Source organism: Ruegeria sp. H7 (genome assembly GCF_056532945.1).
In genome coordinates this window covers 179,678-193,968 of the sequence record NZ_JBQFNZ010000003.1, presented here as the reverse complement: position 1 = coordinate 193,968, position 14,291 = coordinate 179,678, and the positions used below count along the sequence as shown (strand labels likewise).

General features: G+C 60.7%; 16 protein-coding genes and 1 riboswitch. Of the genes, 11 read left to right on the top strand and 5 right to left on the bottom strand.

Annotated features, from left to right (window positions below):
- Nucleotides 1-25: 25 nt before the first annotated feature.
- Nucleotides 26-176: riboswitch (FMN riboswitch) on the top strand.
- A gap of 70 nt (nt 177-246) precedes the next feature.
- From ACR0AC_RS09770 to cobO, 5 genes are all read left to right on the top strand, one after another.
- Complete coding sequence (locus tag ACR0AC_RS09770) at nt 247-687, top strand: 6,7-dimethyl-8-ribityllumazine synthase (RefSeq protein ID WP_480873068.1); 441 nt, start codon at nt 247-249, stop codon at nt 685-687.
- A 145-nt stretch (nt 688-832) separates the two neighbouring features.
- Nucleotides 833-1,933, top strand: a complete 1,101-nt coding sequence (gene aroC, locus ACR0AC_RS09765; RefSeq protein WP_480873066.1) for a chorismate synthase — start codon at nt 833-835, stop codon at nt 1,931-1,933.
- On the top strand, nt 1,917-2,579 hold the full coding sequence (locus tag ACR0AC_RS09760) for an HD domain-containing protein (RefSeq protein ID WP_480873064.1): 663 nt from the start codon (nt 1,917-1,919) through the stop codon (nt 2,577-2,579). The genes aroC and ACR0AC_RS09760 overlap by 17 nt, the downstream gene beginning before the upstream one ends.
- A 54-nt stretch (nt 2,580-2,633) precedes the next feature.
- Nucleotides 2,634-3,569, top strand: coding sequence for a DMT family transporter (locus tag ACR0AC_RS09755; RefSeq protein ID WP_480780760.1), 936 nt, complete (start codon nt 2,634-2,636; stop codon nt 3,567-3,569).
- A gap of 56 nt (nt 3,570-3,625) precedes the next feature.
- A complete protein-coding gene (cobO, locus tag ACR0AC_RS09750) occupies nt 3,626-4,225 on the top strand; it encodes a cob(I)yrinic acid a,c-diamide adenosyltransferase (protein WP_170453467.1) in 600 nt (199 codons plus the stop codon).
- A gap of 32 nt (nt 4,226-4,257) precedes the next feature.
- On the opposite strand, the gene ACR0AC_RS09745 is transcribed toward cobO, so the two are convergent.
- The 5 genes from ACR0AC_RS09745 to ACR0AC_RS09725 form a co-directional block, all read right to left on the bottom strand.
- Nucleotides 4,258-4,479, bottom strand: a complete 222-nt coding sequence (locus ACR0AC_RS09745) for a hypothetical protein (protein ID WP_170453466.1) — start codon at nt 4,477-4,479, stop codon at nt 4,258-4,260.
- A gap of 206 nt (nt 4,480-4,685) precedes the next feature.
- Nucleotides 4,686-6,254, bottom strand: coding sequence for an alkaline phosphatase D family protein (locus ACR0AC_RS09740; RefSeq protein ID WP_480873061.1), 1,569 nt, complete (start codon nt 6,252-6,254; stop codon nt 4,686-4,688).
- A 135-nt stretch (nt 6,255-6,389) separates the two neighbouring features.
- Complete coding sequence (locus ACR0AC_RS09735) at nt 6,390-6,755, bottom strand: SPW repeat domain-containing protein (RefSeq protein WP_170623368.1); 366 nt, start codon at nt 6,753-6,755, stop codon at nt 6,390-6,392.
- A 110-nt stretch (nt 6,756-6,865) separates the two neighbouring features.
- Complete coding sequence (locus ACR0AC_RS09730) at nt 6,866-7,816, bottom strand: AraC family transcriptional regulator (protein ID WP_480873222.1); 951 nt, start codon at nt 7,814-7,816, stop codon at nt 6,866-6,868.
- Between the two features lie 125 nt (nt 7,817-7,941).
- Nucleotides 7,942-8,808: a branched-chain amino acid aminotransferase gene (locus tag ACR0AC_RS09725; protein ID WP_170623370.1), complete on the bottom strand. Its 867-nt coding sequence runs from the start codon at nt 8,806-8,808 to the stop codon at nt 7,942-7,944.
- 159 nt (nt 8,809-8,967) lie between these two features.
- Between ACR0AC_RS09725 and ACR0AC_RS09720 the strand changes: the two genes are divergently transcribed.
- The 6 genes from ACR0AC_RS09720 to dxs all read left to right on the top strand — a co-directional run bounded on the left by ACR0AC_RS09720 (nt 8,968) and on the right by dxs (nt 14,225).
- On the top strand, nt 8,968-9,480 hold the full coding sequence (locus tag ACR0AC_RS09720; RefSeq protein ID WP_170623372.1) for a MarR family transcriptional regulator: 513 nt from the start codon (nt 8,968-8,970) through the stop codon (nt 9,478-9,480).
- Complete coding sequence (locus tag ACR0AC_RS09715; protein ID WP_170453461.1) at nt 9,477-10,178, top strand: response regulator; 702 nt, start codon at nt 9,477-9,479, stop codon at nt 10,176-10,178. The genes ACR0AC_RS09720 and ACR0AC_RS09715 overlap by 4 nt, the downstream gene beginning before the upstream one ends.
- 69 nt (nt 10,179-10,247) lie before the next feature.
- Entirely contained in the window at nt 10,248-11,174 is a 927-nt protein-coding gene (locus tag ACR0AC_RS09710) for a histone deacetylase family protein (RefSeq protein WP_480873058.1), read from the top strand.
- Nucleotides 11,171-11,413, top strand: a complete 243-nt coding sequence (locus ACR0AC_RS09705; RefSeq protein ID WP_170613140.1) for an exodeoxyribonuclease VII small subunit — start codon at nt 11,171-11,173, stop codon at nt 11,411-11,413. Before ACR0AC_RS09710 ends, ACR0AC_RS09705 begins: the two co-directional genes overlap by 4 nt.
- Nucleotides 11,414-12,280: a polyprenyl synthetase family protein gene (locus tag ACR0AC_RS09700; protein WP_480873056.1), complete on the top strand. Its 867-nt coding sequence runs from the start codon at nt 11,414-11,416 to the stop codon at nt 12,278-12,280.
- A 16-nt stretch (nt 12,281-12,296) separates the two neighbouring features.
- Nucleotides 12,297-14,225: a 1-deoxy-D-xylulose-5-phosphate synthase gene (gene dxs / locus ACR0AC_RS09695; RefSeq protein ID WP_480873054.1), complete on the top strand. Its 1,929-nt coding sequence runs from the start codon at nt 12,297-12,299 to the stop codon at nt 14,223-14,225.
- The last annotated feature ends 66 nt before the right edge of the window (nt 14,226-14,291 follow it).

Genomic DNA, 14,291 nt, shown 5'->3' with positions numbered 1-14,291 from the left:
AGGGGCCCGATCTATGCAAGGTCCGTCTCGTTCTCAGGGCGGGGTGAAATTCCCCACCGGCGGTATGCGGGCAATGACCCGTAAGCCCGCGAGCGGCTTCGGATCATCCGGGGTGACAAGCAGATCTGGTGAGAGGCCAGAGCCGACGGTTAAAGTCCGGATGAAAGAGAACGTGCAGCGTGCCGCCTCGGCGCGTCTGCTCGTGATCGCCTTGGGTGACGTGTCTGTCTACTTAAGGAGGTCCAAATGACACACACCCGCTATGCTTTCATCAAAGCCAATTGGCATTCCGATATCGTCGACCGCGCGCTTGACGGCTTCTTTGAGCTCATCCCAGCCGAACAGGTCGACATCTACGACGCCCCCGGCGCGTTCGAAATGCCCCTGCTGGCGCGCGATCTGGCCCAAACCGGCCAATATGCCGCGATCGCCTGCGCCGCCTTTGTCGTCGATGGCGGCATCTACCGGCATGATTTCGTGGCACAAGCCGTGGTGGACGGCCTGATGCGCGCCGGGCTGGACACCGGCGTTCCGGTCCTGTCGGTCTCGCTGACGCCGCACCAGTATCAGGAAACCGACCACCACAACGCCATTTACCGCGAGCATTTCGTGCAAAAGGGCCGCGAGGCAGCCCAAGCCGCGCTCAGCATCACCCGGACCCGCACGAAAATCGCAAGCGCAGCCTGATCGCTTCTTCTTGTTCCAAATACGGCAGGGGTGAATTGAGCCGCAGGCTCAAGAGGGGACAGCGTCCCCTCCCCCACAAAAACGCAAATCCGCTTGAGGCCAAGCCCCACGCCCGCTAATCACGACCCGCAAAGGAGCACGCCCCATGTCGATGAACAGCTTTGGACACCTCTTCCGCGTTACCACCTGGGGCGAAAGCCACGGGCCCGCATTGGGTGCGACTGTAGACGGCTGCCCGCCGGGCGTTGCAATCGACGAGGCGATGATCCAGCACTGGCTGGACAAGCGCAAACCCGGCCAGAACAAGTTCACCACCCAGAGGCGCGAACCCGATCAGGTGAAAATCCTTTCCGGCGTTTTCGAAGGGCAAACAACAGGTACGCCCGTACAGCTGATGATCGAGAACACCGATCAACGCTCGAAAGACTACGGCGATATCATGGACAAGTTCCGCCCGGGTCACGCCGATATCACCTACTGGCAAAAATACGGCATCCGCGACTATCGCGGCGGCGGGCGTAGTTCGGCCCGTGAAACCGCATCGCGCGTGGCTGCAGGCGGGCTGGCGCGTGAGGCGATCAAACAGATCGCACCCAATGTGCAGATCACCGGCTACATGACGCAGATCGGGCCGCATAAGATCGACCGCAATAACTTCGACTGGTCGCAGATCGAACAGAACCCGTTCTGGACGCCCGATGCGCAAGCGGCCGACGAGTGGGCCACCTATCTGGACGACCTGCGCAAGTCCGGCAACTCGGTCGGGGCGGTGGTCGAGGTTGTGGCGCGCGGCGTCCCCGCCGGGATCGGCGCGCCGGTTTATGCCAAGTTAGACACTGATCTGGCCGCCGCGATGATGTCGATCAACGCGGTCAAAGGCGTTGAAATCGGTGAAGGCATGGCTGCCGCCGAACTGACCGGAGAGGCCAACGCGGACGAAATCTTCATGGGCCAGAACGGCCCGCAATACAGCAGCAACCACGCGGGCGGCATTCTGGGCGGTATCTCCACCGGGCAGGACATCGTGGTGCGGTTTGCGGTCAAACCGACCTCGTCGATCCTGACCACCCGCAAGACCATTACCAAATCCGGTGAGGAGACCGAGATCATCACCAAAGGCCGCCACGACCCCTGCGTCGGTATCCGCGCGGTTCCCGTGGGTGAGGCGATGATGGCCTGCGTCATCCTCGACCACTTGCTGCTGCATCGGGGTCAGATCGGCGAGAATCGTGGACATATCGGCTGATCTGTGCGCCCGTCTGCGGGGCATCGTCGCGCAGCGCATGCAGGCCGACCCGGCGCATGATCTGGCGCATCTGGATCGCGTCTGGAGCAATGCGCGGGCCATCGCCGATGAACAGACAGACATGCAGGTCCTTCTGGCCGCCTGCTATCTGCACGATCTAGTCAACCTGCCCAAGAACGATCCGAACCGGCACCTCGCCTCTCGTCTGTCCGCGCAGGAATCAGAGCCTATTTTGGGTGATCTGGGCTTTGATGCCGCGTCGATCCGCGCCACCCAGCACGCGATTGAGGCCCACAGTTTCTCGGCCAACATCCCCCCGCGCACTGCCGAGGCCCGCATCCTGCGCGACGCAGACCGGCTGGACGCACTGGGCGCGATTGGCATCGCCCGCACCTTTGTTGTTGCTGGCGCGCTGGGCCGCGACCTTTATGATCCCGATGATCCCTTTGCCGAAGCGCGCGCGCTGGACGATCTGAAATTCTCGCTCGACCACTGGAAAGTCAAACTGCTGACCCTGCCTGCCGATATGCTGACCCCTGCCGGGCGGGCGCTTGCACAGGAACGGGTGTCACAGATGTTTGGATTTCTGGATGCCTTCGCGGATGAAATCGACCACCCCGTTCCCGATCACTGGAAATCCACCTGATTGGTACAATCCCGTCGTTGATCTTTCGCCGCCAAAGGCGCAGGGTCCCGGCCAATGGCACAATCCTTAACATCGCATCGACCCATGCTTGCCGTGGGTTTGAAACTGGCTGCGCTGATGCTGTTCACCTCGATGTCGGCACTGGTCAAAGCCCTGTCCGAGGATTTCCCGCCCGGTGAGCTGGTCTTTTTCCGCTCGCTCTTTGCCATTCCGGTCATCATCATCTGGCTGATCTGGCGGGGCGAACTGGCGCAAGGTTTTGTCGTCAAGAAACCCATGGGCCATTTCTGGCGCGGCGTTCTGGGCACCAGCGCCATGGGACTGACCTTTACCGGCCTCAGCCTTCTGCCCCTGCCTGAGGTCACGGCCATCGGCTATGCCACCCCGATCTTCACCCTGATTCTGGCCGCGCTGATGCTGGGCGAGCGTATCCGCATGATCCGAATCGGGGCGGTCGCTCTGGGCTTGCTGGGGGTTCTGATCATGATCTGGCCCCGGCTGGGCAGCACTCAGATGGAGATGGCAGCAACCATCGGCGCGCTGTGCGTGCTGGGGGCAACCATCGCCCGCGCCTTTGTTCAGATCCATATCCGGCAATTGGTCAAGGTCGATCACCCAGCCGCCATCGTGTTCTACTTTTCCATGACCGCCACGCTGCTGTCGGCGCTGACCGCGTTCTGGGGCTGGACGATGCCCACGCTGAATCAGGCTCTGATACTGGTCACTATGGGCCTGATCGGCGGGGTTGCGCAGATTCTGGTGACCTCATCCTATCGGTTCGGGCAGGCCTCGATGCTGGCGCCATACGATTATTCGACCATGCTGTTTGCGATTTTCATCGGCTATGTCTGGTTCGATGAGTTGCCAACAGTCGCCATCCTGATCGGCGCAGCGCTGGTGATCGCAGGCAATGTCGTCGTGATCTGGCGCGAGCATCAGTTGGGGCTAGAGCGCAGCAAGGCGCGATCCGTCACCGACCCCAAAGCGTGACTTTACCTTTCGCAAACTTCGCCTAGGTTGGGCGCGACAGTCAAAGAGGGTTCCCCATGAGCGACGCACAGGATCACAAGGAAAAGATGCAGCAGGTGCAGGCCAAGCACCGCAAGAAAGTGTCCGAGGCGGTTGATCCGGGGCGCGGGCTGGTGCTGATCAACACCGGCAAGGGCAAGGGCAAATCCTCGGCCGCGTTTGGTGTGGTGATCCGGGCGCTGGGCTGGGGTCAGACAGTCGCGGTGGTGCAATTCATCAAGGGTAAGTGGAAGACCGGTGAACGCCGGTTTTTTGAAGACCGCGATCTGGTCACATGGCACACGATGGGCGAAGGTTTCACCTGGGATACGCAGGACCGCGAGCGTGACATTGCCGCCGCCACCGCCGCCTTTGACAAGGCCTGCGATCTGATGGCCAGCGGCGAATATGATCTGGTCGTGCTGGACGAGATCAACATCGCCCTGCGCTATGAATACCTGTCGGTTGAGCGTGTGATCGAGGGGCTGAAGGCACGGTCCGACAAGACCAGCGTCTTCCTGACCGGTCGCGACGCTCCGCAAGCGCTGCGCGACTATGCCGATCTGGTCACCGAAATGACCGAAGAAAAACACCCGTTTCAGGCTGGTATCAAAGCCCAGCGCGGCGTGGACTTTTAGGAATGGTCAAGGTGGGCGTCGCCATACCCACCTTACCCTGCGCGCTTGCCTGACAGGTTTTCAAATACGTAGCGCACAGACTTGCGGCGGCTTGCGGCGCTCTCTGGAAGAGTGTCGTCTTTTCCCGCCGCATCGCGGGCAGCCTTGCGGTTCTTTTGGTCCACGTAAGCCGTGTAATCGGTGTCGCAGCAGCTGCACCCACAGGCAGTGGCGGCATCGTGCCGGGCAATGATCTCGTCCATCTTTTCGCGCATACCGAAGCCCTGCGATTGTCTCGTTTCCGAGGCGGCGGCAGGCCCTCACTGTGTCACGCGCTAAGCCCGCAAACCGCCCCGAAACCCTGTGCTGGATAATACATCATCTGGCGTTGAGCTATATCTGATTATTTTAGTCGGACAATTCAAGTCAAAAAAATGCGCCCACGAATTTCTTCGGGGCGCAAGTTGTGGGGAAGATAGGATCAGATGGCCTGGTCACGCGGATCCAGCGTTACCGACCATAGCTCGGTATCCGCGCGGTCCATCAGGCGAACGGTCATTTGTTGCGTTGAACCGTCGATATCCACGAGGCCAAAGAACTGCAGACCCGCACTGGGCGGCAGGTTCACCCCTTGATCTTCGGTCGGAGCTTTGACGAATTTCACCTCGGGCCCGAAGGTTCCGTCCAACGCATTAGGACCAAAGGTCCCGGCGTGCAGGGGGCCCGAAACAAACTCCCAAAACGGTTCAAAATCCTGAAATTGGGCTTTGTTAGGGTCGTAGTAGTGCGCCGCGGTATAGTGAACATCTGCTGTAAACCAGACCGTGTTCGTGATGCCCGCCGTCTTGATGAAACGCAGCAGATCGGCGATCTCCAACTCGCGACCCTTGGCCGGCCCACTGTCACCGTTCGAGATCGCCTCCGCTCCGGCCTGTTCCTTCCAGTTGTCCCAGACGATCAATCCGATCGGCATGTCCGAGGCAATCACCTTCCAGGTGGCTTGCGAGGCTGCAAGTTCGCGTTTCAGCCAGGCCAGTTGCGCGGCACCCAGAATGCGGGACTGATCGGTGATTTCATCCTCCATCGCGGGTCCGTTGGGGCCGCGATAGCTGCGCAGATCCAGGAAAAACACATCCAGCATCGGACCGTATGAGATCTTGCGATAGACCCGGCCGGGCTCAGCCGGAGTTATGCGCAACGGTGTCATCTCGTGAAACGCCCGTCCGGCGCGGGCTTGCAGCACATGCACCGATTTCTCGGAATACCGATCATCCGAGATCAGGTCCTTGGCGTCCGACCAGTTGTTGACAACCTCGTGGTCATCCCACTGGAAGAAGGTGGGGCAGACGGCGTTCATGGCGCGCACGTGCTCGTCCATCATGTTGTATTTCCACTGGGCGCGGAATTCGTCCAGCGTCTCGGCAACCTTGCGCTTTTCGTCGATCAGGGTGGCGTTCTTCCAGATCACCTGCCCGTCCTTTTCGACCTCGTCCTGCATCGGGCCATCAGCATAGACCGTATCGCCTGAATGGATGAAAAAGTCAGGCCGGTGCTGCGCCATAGTCGCATAGGTGCGCATCCCGTCATCATCAATCCCCCAACCCTGACCTGCGGTGTCGCCGGACCAGGCAAAACGAATATTCCGGCGCGCGGACGGAGCGGTGCGGAATTGCCCAATAACAGGCTCTGATACGGTATTGATGTCGCTTAGATCGGCGGCGACAAAGCGATAGAAGATATCCTGATCCGCTGGCAGCCCGTCGATTAGGCGTTTGACCGCGAAGTCTCCGTTCGGGATTGCATCCATTGGCGGCAACCGGCGGGCATCGGCAAAGCTCTCGGTGGTCGAGACCTCCATCATCACGCGCGCAGGCCGGTCGGTGCGAGTCCAGACCATGCCCGAGCTTGCATCCACGTCGCCTGACTGAACACCATGTGTGAAAACGGGTCGCGACGCGGCACGGCTGATGGCAGGCATGGCCAGCGACGCAGCAAATGCAGTGCTGCCAGCCAGAAACGTGCGGCGGGTCGGGCGAATATTCTTGGTCATCTCGGGGCTCTCCTGTCTGGTGATCGTCTCAAAGATCACGCGATTGGTGAACCGATAAGAACCGCCCGTTTGTAAAACGCGCGGCTCAGTTTTTTGACAGTATCACGATGATACTGTGACAGCTGTGGATAATTCTCAGGCGGCAACACCCTGTTCAGGCGCGCTGAGCGAGATCACCAGTACCACCGCAGCACCGTTCAGCCAGTAAAAGACGGCATCCAGACCCGAAAACCCGAAAAGGCTAGGGGCGAACAGGAAGGTGATGCCGACGATAAGGTCCACGGCCAGATGGAACTTATAGCTCAGGACACGCCAGACCCCCAGGTGATGGTCGGTCAGAGCAGTCAGGACAAAGGCCGCGACCCCGGTGATAACCGACAACCACAAAGCCATGGGGTTGGACTGACCCAGCCCCAGAACAAAGGGCAGCACGATCAGCGCCAGCGCGACGGGGTAGTCCAGATAGGCGTGAATGTTGCGCGTAACGAAACGAAGAGACATCGGAAGATCCTTTTCTTGCTTGGGATAATCCGAAGATGGGGTGGGGATCTCAGACGTATCAGTTCAGGTCGTTCAGGTCTTTTTGCAGATCGTACAAATGCGCCGGTCGATCAGTGCATCGCCCGGTAAGCAGCCGGGGACACGCCGACCTGCTTCTTGAACACGCGCGAAAACGCCGCTTCGGACGCGTATCCGACCTCGGCCGCCGCATCCGCCACGTTCCAGCGGCTTTCTGTCAGTCCATGGCAGGCGATCTGCATCCGCCACGAGGTCAGGTATTGCATCGGGGTCGTTTCCATCTTCTCGGCAAACAACTGGGCAAAGGCGGTGCGTGACATCCCGGCTTCGCGGGCCAGAGTCTCGACACTCCACTCCTGCGCGGGCCCGTGGTGAAATGCGGTCAGCGCGCGGGATATGCGGGGATCGGCAAATCCGGCAAGCGCCGCGCCGGTCGGGCTTTGGCATTCCAGATAGGCCCGGATTGCCTGCGCAAACAGGACCTCGGACAGTTTCAGCGCGATCAGGTCACCGCCGATCCGCGCGCCGCCCACTTCGGTCCCGATCATGCGCAGCGTGGCCTCGATCCAGGCCCCGGCTTCTTCGCCATAATTCTCGATCAGAATGTAGGGCGGCAGCCGGTCGATCAGCATATGCCCAGTGCCCCGCCGCCCCGGCGGACCGGTGAACGAGAAATGGCCGCAGATCAATTGCGTATCGCGGCTTTTGTCCTCGCCACCATAAACCAGAACGCCGTCGCCCTGATACCCGGCGTCCTCCAGCACCTGCTCCAGCGGCAGGGCGTCCAGCGGATTGACCTCATTGCACAGCAGCGCATGGGCCGCGCCGTGCGGGATCAGAATCAGATCGCCTTGCTTCAAACGCAAGGTTTCGCCCTTGTTAGAGACAAAAATCTTCAACTCCCCACGCTGCACAAAGTGAAACCGGGCCACGTTTTCGAACGCGGGCACCTGAATACCGAAAGGCGGCGTGAAAGAGGTGCGGAAATAGAACGTCCCCCGCAGGGACAGACGGGTGAGGATATCGCTGAGCAGGTCCAACATGAATGTAACGTAACCCCACCTGCGCTTTCGTCCAGCCATCTGAACGATCTGCACAATGTCTTGAACGGCAGGCAAAGAAAAAACCCCGCGCAAGGCAGGGGTTTGGAGTTCAGGATCTGCGCAGATCAGGCGCGGACAAGCTTTTCGTAATCTTCGGCAATCTCGCGGGTCAGATCGCCCACTTTGAACGTATAGTCACCAATCTGCCCGACCGGAGTGACCTCGGCAGCCGTACCGGTCAGCCAGCATTGTTCGAAATCGGCCATTTCCTCGGGCTTGATGCGGCGTTCGTGGACGGTGATGCCCTTGTCTTTCAGCATCTGGATCACGGTCTGGCGGGTGATGCCGTTCAGGAAGCAATCGGCCAGCGGGGTGTGCACCTCTCCGTCCTTGACGAAGAACACATTCGCGCCGGTCGCCTCGGCCACGTAGCCGCGCCAATCCATGAACAACGCGTCCGAACAGCCCTTGGCCTCGGCCTTGTGCTTGGAGATGGTGCAGATCATGTAAAGACCCGCCGCTTTGGCGTGAACCGGGATGGTTTCCGGGCTGGGGCGTTTCCATTCCGCGATGTCCAGCTTGGCACCCTGCATTTTGGCATCGCCGTAATAGGCACCCCAGGGCCAGACCGCGACGGCCATGCGAACCGGGTTCCTGGCCGAAGCCACGCCCATATCCTCGCCCGAGCCGCGCCAGACCAGCGCGCGGACATAGGCGTCCTGCAAGCCGCTGGCTTTCAGGGCTTCGTCCTTGGCGGCCTCGATCTGGTCGACGTCATAAGGCATCGGCATATCCAGCGCCTCGGCCGAGGCGATCAGACGCTCGGAATGTTCGCGGCTTTTGAAGATCTTGCCGTTATAGGCGCGCTCGCCCTCGAACACAGATGAGGCATAGTGCATCGCGTGGGTCAGCAGGTGCACATTGGCCTCGCGCCAGGGCACCAGTTCACCATCCATCCAGATGACACCGTCACGATCATCGTACCCCGCCATGCGAAACCTCCTGAACCGGGTTGAATTTTCGATTGTTGCGCTATTTAGGTCCGGAGCGGACACATTCTTGCGCAAAAACTGCGATTCGATACCTGTCCGCCCTTGGAATGTCAATAAGGCTGACATAAACTGAGCATTGTGTAACGAATGAGGCAAGATATGTCCGAAATCCGCCCCGCCCCGATGTTTGGGGGCGAAAGCCTGTTGTTTCTTACGGATGAGCAGTTGCGACAGGGGATCGAGGCCATGTTTTTCGCCTATCGCGGCTTTACCGCCGATCCTGACCGCATCCTGTCCGAGATGTCCTATGGCCGCGCGCATCACCGGGCGATTCACTTTGTCAATCGCGCGCCGGGGACCACGGTGAACAACCTGCTGGCCATTCTGGGGGTGACAAAACAATCCCTGAACCGGGTGCTGCGAACGCTGATCGAGGATGGAATGGTCGAAAGCCGGGTGGGTACCGCCGACAAGCGCGAGCGGCACCTGTTTCTGACCGAAAAGGGCCGCGCGCTGGAGGCCACGCTGTCCGACGCCCAGCGCGCCCGGATGCGTGCGGCATATAAGGACGCAGGCCCCGAAGCGGTGGCTGGTTTTCGTAAAGTGCTTGAAGCGATGATGGATGCTGATATGCGTCATGCGTATACGAAGCTGCGGGATACGACCTCATGAGCGATATGGACGCCCATCTGCTGATCGTCGACGATGACGAGCGCATTCGCGATCTGTTGAAGAAGTTCCTGATGCGGAACGGGTTTCTGGTAACCGCCGCTCGCGACGCAGCCCATGCGCGCCGGGTGCTGTCGGGGCTGGATTTCGACATGATCGTGCTGGACGTGATGATGCCGGGCGAGGATGGCGTGAGCCTGACAAAGGCGCTGCGCGAAACCCATGCGACTCCGATCCTGCTGCTGACCGCGCGGGGTGAAACCGAGCACCGGATTGCAGGATTGGAAGCCGGGGCCGATGACTATCTGGCCAAACCGTTCGAGCCGAAAGAGCTGTTGCTTCGGATCAATGCGATTCTGCGGCGTATGCCCGAAACGCCTGCTCAGGATACCGCCGCAAAGATACTGACGCTGGGCCCGATCCGCTATGACATCGAACGTGGTGAGATGTGGCAGGGCGAAGACCCGGTGCGTCTGACCGCAACGGAAAGCCAGTTGATGAAGATCTTCTCGGCCCAGCCGGGCGAGCCAATCAGCCGTGCGAAACTGGTCGAGGATCTGGGCCGCGACAAGGGGCAGGCGCAGGAACGCGCGGTGGACGTGCAGATCACCCGGTTGCGTCGGAAGATCGAACAGGATCCGAAGCAGCCCAGATACCTGCAGACGGTTCGGGGTGCTGGTTACATGCTGGCGCCGGATTGATTTGGCCGCTGCCCGGCGATTTTATGCCTTCGGCGAAGGTATTTTTAGCCAGATGAAGAAGGGATCCCGATGAAGACTGCCTTGTTGACCCATGCCGATTGTCTGGGGCACGTGACGCCGGACGGGCATCCTGAGCGGGTGGCGCGGCTGGAGCATATTCTTCATGCGCTGGAGCCTTTGGATCTGGATCGCAGGACGGCCCCGATGGCGGCGGATGATGATTTGCTGCGGGTCCACCCCGAAGATTACATCCGGGATATTCGGGCCACGCGGCCTGCGGAGGGGTTTGCGCAGATCGATGGGGATACGTTTATGTCTCCGGGCTCTGTCGATGCCGCCTATCGCGCGGCGGGGGCCGTGGTGCGGGCTGTGGATCTGGTGCTGGGCGGTGAGGCTGCGAATGCGTTCTGTGCGATCCGACCGCCGGGGCATCATGCGGAAACGGACAAGGCGATGGGGTTCTGCCTGTTCGGCAATGCGGCTTTGGCGGTGAAACATGCACTGGATCATCATGGGCTGAGCCGGGTCGCCGTTGTGGATTTCGATGTCCATCACGGCAATGGCACACAGGATTTGCTGTGGGACGAACAGCGCGCTTTGGTGATCACCAGCCAGCAGATGCCACTGTGGCCGGGATCAGGGCGACCGGATGAGACCGGCGCTTTTGAGACCATCCTGAACATACCGCTGGCCCCCGGCACAGGCGGGGCCGAGATGCGGGCGGCTTATGAGGCGCAGGCTTTCCCGCGTTTGCGGGCGTTCAGGCCCGAATTGATCATCATCTCAGCCGGGTTTGACGCGCATCAGGATGATCCGCTGGCCAATCTGAACTGGTCGACCGGCGATTTTGCCTGGATCACGGCTGAACTGTGCAGGATTGCGGATGAGGTTTGTGAGGGCCGTATCGTCTCGACTCTGGAAGGTGGGTATGATCTGAACGCACTGGCCGAGGCGACACGCGCCCATGTGGAAGAACTGATGAAGGCAGCACGATGACCGATACCCCCGTTGAGCAGATGACCTTTGAACAGGCGATGAAAGAGCTTGAGGCCGTGGTCGGCCAGCTGGAACGTGGCGATGTGGCGCTGGATCAGTCGATTGCGCTGTATGAACGCGGGGCAGCGTTGAAGAAACGTTGCGAGGATGAGTTGAAGCGGGCCGAAGAAAAGGTCGCCGCGATCACCTTGGATGCTGGCGGCCAGCCGACCGGGACGACGCCTGTCGAAGGTCAGTAAATGTTTCGCGACCAGTTGGCGCGGGATGCGGCGCGCATTCAGGCGCAGTTTGACCATGTCCTGAACGCCTTTGACGATTTCGATGTGACGCGGGCGATGGGTTATGCCACCGAAGGCGGCAAGCGGTTGCGCGGATTTCTGGTGCTGGAAAGCGCCCGTCTGCATGACGTGGACGAGGCGCGCGCGATCTGGCCTGCCACGGCGATCGAGGCGCTGCATGCCTATTCTCTGGTCCATGATGATCTGCCTTGTATGGATGACGACGATCTGCGGCGCGGTCGCCCCACGACCCATGTGAAATGGGATGAAGGCACGGCGGTTCTGGCCGGAGATGCCTTGCAGACATTGGCCTTTGAGCTTTGCGCGCGACCCGAAGTTGGGGCGGCTGATATACGGGCTGAATTGACCCTGACATTGGCCCAAGCCAGCGGCGCGCAAGGTATGGTCATGGGGCAGGCGCTGGACATTGCGGCCGAGACTGCAGCAGAACCCTTGTCGCTGCAGGCAATCACGCATTTGCAGGCCGGCAAGACAGGCGCTTTGATCGAATGGTCCGCCTGTGCGGGTGCTCGATTGGCGCAGGCCGATCCGGCACCGCTGCGCCAATACGCCCAAGCGCTTGGGCTTGCTTTTCAAATCGCAGATGACATTTTGGATGTGGAAGGCGACGCAGAAAAGGCCGGTAAGCGCCTGCAAAAGGATGCGGATGCGGGAAAAGCCACGTTTGTCTCTCTGTTGGGGCTGGGCCCTGCCAAAGCCCGCGCGGCGGAACTTGTCGACCAAGCCTGCGCCGCGCTGGATGGCTACGGCCCAAGGGCGGAAACCTTGAAGGACGCCGCCCGCTTCGTTATTGCCCGGGACAGCTAAGTCAGGAACGCGCTAAATGTCTGATCGCCCGAACACGCCTCTGCTGGATCTTGTGAGCCGTCCTGCCGACCTAAAGCAGTTCTCGGACTCGCAGTTGCATCAGGTGGCGCAGGAATTGCGGGCCGAGACGATTTCCGCCGTCTCAGTGACAGGCGGGCATCTGGGCGCAGGTCTGGGCGTTGTGGAACTGACCACCGCGTTGCATGCTGTGTTCGACACCCCGCGCGACAAGATCATCTGGGATGTGGGGCATCAGTGCTATCCGCATAAAATCCTGACCGAGCGGCGCGACCGTATCCGCACGCTGCGCATGAAGGATGGCCTGAGCGGGTTCACCAAGCGCAGCGAAAGCCCGTATGACCCGTTTGGGGCGGCGCATAGCTCGACCTCGATCAGTGCTGCGCTGGGCTTTGCCGTTGCGCGCGATCTGGGTGGCGTCACGCCCGAGGGGCTGGGTGACGCGATTGCGGTGATCGGCGACGGGTCGATGTCGGCGGGCATGGCCTTTGAGGCGATGAACAATGCGGGCCACCTGAAAAAGCGCCTGATCGTCATCCTGAACGACAATGAGATGAGCATCGCCCCCCCGGTTGGTGCGCTGTCCAACTATCTGTCGCGCATCTATGCCGAGGAACCATTCCACGATCTGAAAGCCGCCGCCAAAGGCGCGGTGTCGCTGTTGCCCGAACCGTTCCGCGAAGGGGCCAAGCGCGCCAAGGAAATGCTGAAAGGCATGGCCGTGGGCGGTACCTTGTTCGAAGAACTGGGCTTTTCTTATGTCGGCCCCATCGACGGCCATGATCTGGACCAGTTGCTGCCGGTGCTGCGCACGGTCAAGGCCCGCGCGACCGGACCGATCCTGATCCATGTGCTGACGAAAAAGGGCAAAGGTTACGCCCCCGCTGAACAGGCGCGCGACAAGGGCCACGCCACCGCCAAGTTTGACGTTGTGACGGGCGAGCAGAAGAAGGCACCCTCGAACGCGCCGTCCTATACCTCGGTCTTTGGCAAGACGCTGGTGGATGAGGCCGCGCGGGATGACAAGATTGTGGCCGTCACGGCGGCAATGCCGGATGGGACCGGTCTGAACCTGTTTGCGGAACGCTACCCGTCGCGCTGTTTCGATGTGGCGATTGCGGAACAGCATGGGGTGACCTTTTCGGCGGCGCTGGCGGCGGGCGGGATGAAGCCGTTCTGCGCGATGTATTCGACCTTTTTGCAGCGCGGTTACGATCAGGTGGTGCATGATGTGGCGATCCAGCGCCTGCCGGTGCGCTTTGCCATCGACCGCGCGGGGCTGGTTGGCGCAGATGGGGCGACCCATGCCGGGTCGTTTGACATTGCCTATCTGTCGAACCTGCCGGGTATGGTCGTAATGGCTGCCGCAGACGAGGCCGAGTTGATGCATATGATCGCCACAGCCGTTGCCCATGATGACGGCCCCATTGCCTTCCGCTATCCACGTGGCGAAGGCGTAGGCGTCGACCTGCCCGAACGCGGCGAAGTGCTGGAGATCGGCAAGGGCCGTATGATCCAAAAGGGCGCGCGCGTGGCGCTGCTGTCTTTTGGTACTCGTCTGGCCGAGGTTCAGAAGGCGGCCGAAGCGCTTGGCGCGCGGGGGATTACCCCAACCATCGCCGACGCCCGCTTTGCCAAACCGCTGGACCGGGATCTGATCCTGACCCTGGCCGACGACCACGAGGCGCTGATTACCATCGAAGAAGGCGCTGTGGGCGGCTTTGGCAGCCATGTGGCGCAGCTTTTAGCGGATGAAGGCGTGTTTGATCGCGGTCTCAAATATCGCTCGATGGTATTGCCGGACATCTTCATCGATCAGGCCAGCCCGGCGGATATGTACGCGGTTGCCGGTATGAATGCCGAGCAGATCGAAGCCAGGGTTCTGGATGTTCTGGGCGTTGCCTCGATCGGCGAAAAACGCGCCTAAGGCCGGGCGGTCATGCGGCTTGCAACCCTGATGGGCGAAAGCTAGGCTCGGGTCAGGCTGTTTGAG

Bases quoted from the DNA above. Each gene is read 5' to 3' on its own strand.
- ACR0AC_RS09710 (WP_480873058.1), top strand. From the start codon at position 10,248: ATGAAGACTGCCTTGTTGACCCATGCCGATTGTCTGGGGCACGTGACG.
- ACR0AC_RS09730 (WP_480873222.1), bottom strand. From the start codon at position 7,816: ATGTTGGACCTGCTCAGCGATATCCTCACCCGTCTGTCCCTGCGGGGG.
- ACR0AC_RS09740 (WP_480873061.1), bottom strand. From the start codon at position 6,254: ATGACCAAGAATATTCGCCCGACCCGCCGCACGTTTCTGGCTGGCAGC.
- ACR0AC_RS09720 (WP_170623372.1), top strand. From the start codon at position 8,968: ATGTCCGAAATCCGCCCCGCCCCGATGTTTGGGGGCGAAAGCCTGTTG.
- dxs (WP_480873054.1), top strand. From the start codon at position 12,297: ATGTCTGATCGCCCGAACACGCCTCTGCTGGATCTTGTGAGCCGTCCT.
- aroC (WP_480873066.1), top strand. From the start codon at position 833: ATGTCGATGAACAGCTTTGGACACCTCTTCCGCGTTACCACCTGGGGC.
- ACR0AC_RS09735 (WP_170623368.1), bottom strand. From the start codon at position 6,755: ATGTCTCTTCGTTTCGTTACGCGCAACATTCACGCCTATCTGGACTAC.
- ACR0AC_RS09745 (WP_170453466.1), bottom strand. From the start codon at position 4,479: ATGCGCGAAAAGATGGACGAGATCATTGCCCGGCACGATGCCGCCACT.
- ACR0AC_RS09770 (WP_480873068.1), top strand. From the start codon at position 247: ATGACACACACCCGCTATGCTTTCATCAAAGCCAATTGGCATTCCGAT.
- cobO (WP_170453467.1), top strand. From the start codon at position 3,626: ATGAGCGACGCACAGGATCACAAGGAAAAGATGCAGCAGGTGCAGGCC.
- ACR0AC_RS09715 (WP_170453461.1), top strand. From the start codon at position 9,477: ATGAGCGATATGGACGCCCATCTGCTGATCGTCGACGATGACGAGCGC.
- ACR0AC_RS09700 (WP_480873056.1), top strand. From the start codon at position 11,414: ATGTTTCGCGACCAGTTGGCGCGGGATGCGGCGCGCATTCAGGCGCAG.
- ACR0AC_RS09755 (WP_480780760.1), top strand. From the start codon at position 2,634: ATGGCACAATCCTTAACATCGCATCGACCCATGCTTGCCGTGGGTTTG.
- ACR0AC_RS09705 (WP_170613140.1), top strand. From the start codon at position 11,171: ATGACCGATACCCCCGTTGAGCAGATGACCTTTGAACAGGCGATGAAA.
- ACR0AC_RS09725 (WP_170623370.1), bottom strand. From the start codon at position 8,808: ATGGCGGGGTACGATGATCGTGACGGTGTCATCTGGATGGATGGTGAA.